Annotated in this window: 2 protein-coding genes and 1 pseudogene; 2 read left to right on the top strand and 1 reads right to left on the bottom strand. The window is 69.1% G+C overall.

Annotated features, from left to right (window positions below):
* Positions 1 to 365: 365 nt before the first annotated feature.
* Positions 366 to 794, bottom strand: a pseudogene (locus WAW17_RS11405) (hypothetical protein); the annotation flags it as partial.
* Positions 795 to 847: 53 nt separating this feature from the next.
* Between WAW17_RS11405 and WAW17_RS11400 the strand changes: the two are divergent.
* The gene (locus WAW17_RS11400) at positions 848 to 2,308 is read left to right on the top strand and encodes a plasmid pRiA4b ORF-3 family protein (protein WP_422333090.1); all 1,461 of its coding nucleotides are present in this window, start codon (positions 848 to 850) and stop codon (positions 2,306 to 2,308) included.
* A gap of 160 nt (positions 2,309 to 2,468) precedes the next feature.
* A complete protein-coding gene (locus WAW17_RS11395) occupies positions 2,469 to 3,083 on the top strand; it encodes a recombinase family protein (RefSeq protein WP_422333089.1) in 615 nt (204 codons plus the stop codon).
* Positions 3,084 to 3,222 lie beyond the last annotated feature (139 nt).

Here is a 3,222-nt window from a genome sequence, read left to right as displayed (position 1 = left end):
CACCAGACAAAACGGACACTCGGGTGTCGTCCGGCTACACGAGCACCGTGACCGCCTGCGTTGCCGCAGGGATACATCAACGCAGTGAACGAACACGGACCTCATTTCCTTGAGGCCGAAGTGCGTTCTCTGGACGAGTGCAGTCGAGTAGTGATCACGTGCAGTTGTCTTCTGAAACTGACAATCCAAATACGGCGCTCACAAGGGATGACTGTCTCAGAAACGTCAAACACGCTCCAGCGGGCACCACGGAAGGTGAGACGGGTTTCTGAGACACATCATGATTTGGTAACGGAAGCTGCCGATTTTGTGACTCCCAGCGTTATCTGGCACGTTGTTGCCGACGCTATTTGGCACGGTGCCGATCAGGCGAGGCGGCGGTACACCGTCGAGCGTGCGACGCCGAGCACCTCGGCGATCTCGGACAACCAGACGATGGCGAGATCGACACGTGCGGATGAGGTCCCAACGGGCGGCGGTCCGTGGCCAGAGGTCGGGCATGTCAGAGGCCCGGCGGCCGGTGACGGTGCCACCGACACCGTTGACCGAGAAGTCGTCTCCTCGATGGGGTCTGGTGCAGCGGTGCGCGTCTCCATCGAGCGGGGCAGCAGGTTCCGGTAGCGGGTTGAGCGCGCCCGCACAGGTGCGTTCCATCTGCCCGAACAGGGCCAGCCGCACCACCGCCAGCTGACCCATCGAATCGTCCGGATTCGTCGAGCCGATCCGGATCGGATCGACCAAAAGTTCCGGAAACCAATGCCCCGCTGGTGCAGGTCGTGGATCAGATTCAGGGTGGTTCCTTGCATCGGCTGGGCATGCCGTTCACGGCCGATGGTTGACTGGTGTCGTGCCGACCTCAGATGACGTACGACGGCTCGCCGAGCAGCTCATGGCCGAGTTGTCCCCGCAGCAGCAACAGGCGTTCTTGGGCGCGATCGGGGCGGATCATTCGATGGCGTTGGTGGAGAGTGCGCTGCGAGTCTCCGAGCCCGTGGTCGGTGATGCGCCGACCCGCATTCGCGGCTTTCGGGTCCGGCTCGACCTGGTCGGTGCCAAGCCCCCGGTGTGGCGGCGGCTCGAGCTGCCCGGCGACCTCACCCTCGACCGGCTGCACAAGGTGATCCAGGCCGCGATGGGGTGGTTCGACGGCCATCTGCACCGGTTCCGCACGGGCAGCGATCCCCGGTCGCCGTATTTCGTCACACCGTTCGACGTCGAGGAGGGCGAGGACGGCATGCTCGAAGACGGCGTCCGGCTCGATCAGGTGCTGACCGGCACCGGTGACCGCCTCTGGTACCAATACGACTTCGGCGACGACTGGGACCACGTGCTCGCGGTGGAGGCGGTCCTCGACGAGCCGCCCGCCGAGGTGCGCTGCACCGGTGGTCGGATGGCCTGCCCACCCGAGGATTGCGGCGGGATCTGGGGGTACACGGAGCTGGCGGCGTGGGTCCGTGGCGGATGCGACCCGGGGTCCGTCCCGGCCCCGTTCGAGGACGCCGGCCACGCCCGCGACTGGCTGCCGCTCGACTGGCATCCCGACCTATTCGACGTCGACGAGGCCAACACCGCCCTCGCGGCAGCGGTGGCCGCGCCGCTCCGTGTGGCCGGGGAGCTGGCCGCGCTGTGCGAGCAACTGGAGCGGGGCGGCAACGGGGCACTCACGCAGGTGCTGGCACGGTCGGCGGCGCACGCCGGGTTCGAGGTGAGCGAGGCAGACGCCGCCCGCCTTATCGAGCCGTACGCCGTCCTCCTCGACCTGATCGGCGACGGGGTGCGGTTGACCAGCGCCGGCTACCTTCCGCCGGCGTTGGTCGAGCAGCTCGCCGAGCGGACCGGCGTCGCCGGGTGGTGGATCGGCAAGGCGAACCGCGAGGACCTCACGTGGCCGGTCGCGCAGCTCCGCGACAACGCGCGGGCTCTCGGCCTGGTGAGTGTGCGGAAGGGCCGGCTGGCGCCCACTGCGCTCGCCCGCCGCAACCGTGACCAACCATCGGCGCTGTGGCAGCACATCCTCTCCCGACTGCCGGTGGGCAGGACCGAGTTCGACCGCCAGGCGGGCTGGCTGGCACTCGCCGTCGTCGGTAGTGGCACTCCGGCCGAGGAATGGACCAGCGAGATCCGAAACCTGCTGGTCGGCCTCGGCTGGCGCGCGAAGGGCAGCCCGACCCTCGGAACCGCTGCCGTCGTCAGCCCCACACTCGACGTCCTCGAGCTTCTCTCCGGGAAGACGCACCGCGGCCGGCTCACCGGGATGGATCCTGCCGTGGCCGCCACCGCCCGGGCCTCGATCGGCCCCGACCTCTGACCCGAGCACCCCTCAGACTCCACCGTCTCGGTTCGATGTCATGGAAACGATGGTTCGCGAGACACTCCCGGCCGGATGCAGTCTTCCCAGTTCACGGGTGTCAAGGTTCCCGTGTCCGCGGCTATGGCACGTGCTCGGGGGTTCGTTTTACGCTGGATGGGTGCGGATCGGCCTGGCCCGGGTCTCCACCCGCGATCAACACCCCGAAGCGCAGCAGGACGCGCTCCGCGCGGCCGGCTGCGAGCAGATCTTCACCGACACCGCCTCCGGAGTGCTCGCGCACCGGCCGGGTCTCGACCAGGCACTGTTGGTCGCCCGCCGGGGCGACCAACTGGTGGTCACCCGGCTCGACCGGTTGGGGCGGTCGCTGGCGAACCTGATCGAACTCTCGCGGCTGCTTCAGGAGCGTGGGGTGGACCTGGTGGTGCTCGAGCAGGGGGTGGACACCTCGACCGCGGCGGGCCGAATGTTCTTCTCCGTGCTGGGGGCGATCTCGGAATTCGAGCACGCCCTGCTCTCCGAGCGAACCGCCGAGGGGCTGGCCGCGGCCCGGGCCCGCGGGCGCACCGGCGGGCAGAAGCCGAAGCTCGGGCCCCGCCAGGTCGCCCTCGCGCGGGCGATGTACGCCGAGACCGGCGACGACGGCAAACGCAGATACACGGTCGCGCAGATCGCCGCCGAATTCGGGGTGACCCGCCCGACCATCTACCGGCACCTGGGTGCGGCGGTCTCCGCCGGCAACGCCGACGGTGCTGTTACCGGCCCGGCTCAATGAGCACCGAGCGCCGGGGCCGGGCCGATCCGATGACGGTGCTGCGCCCGCATCTCGAGCACGGCGTCCCGCTGACGCGGGCGGCGGCCGCCGGTGGGGTGTCGATCCGCACCGCCCGCCGCTGGCTCGCCGCCTACCGGGC

The organism is Rhodococcus sp. (in: high G+C Gram-positive bacteria), from assembly GCF_049286785.1.
GTDB lineage: Bacteria > Actinomycetota > Actinomycetes > Mycobacteriales > Mycobacteriaceae > Rhodococcus_F.
This window is presented reverse-complemented; position numbering and strand designations above follow the sequence as displayed.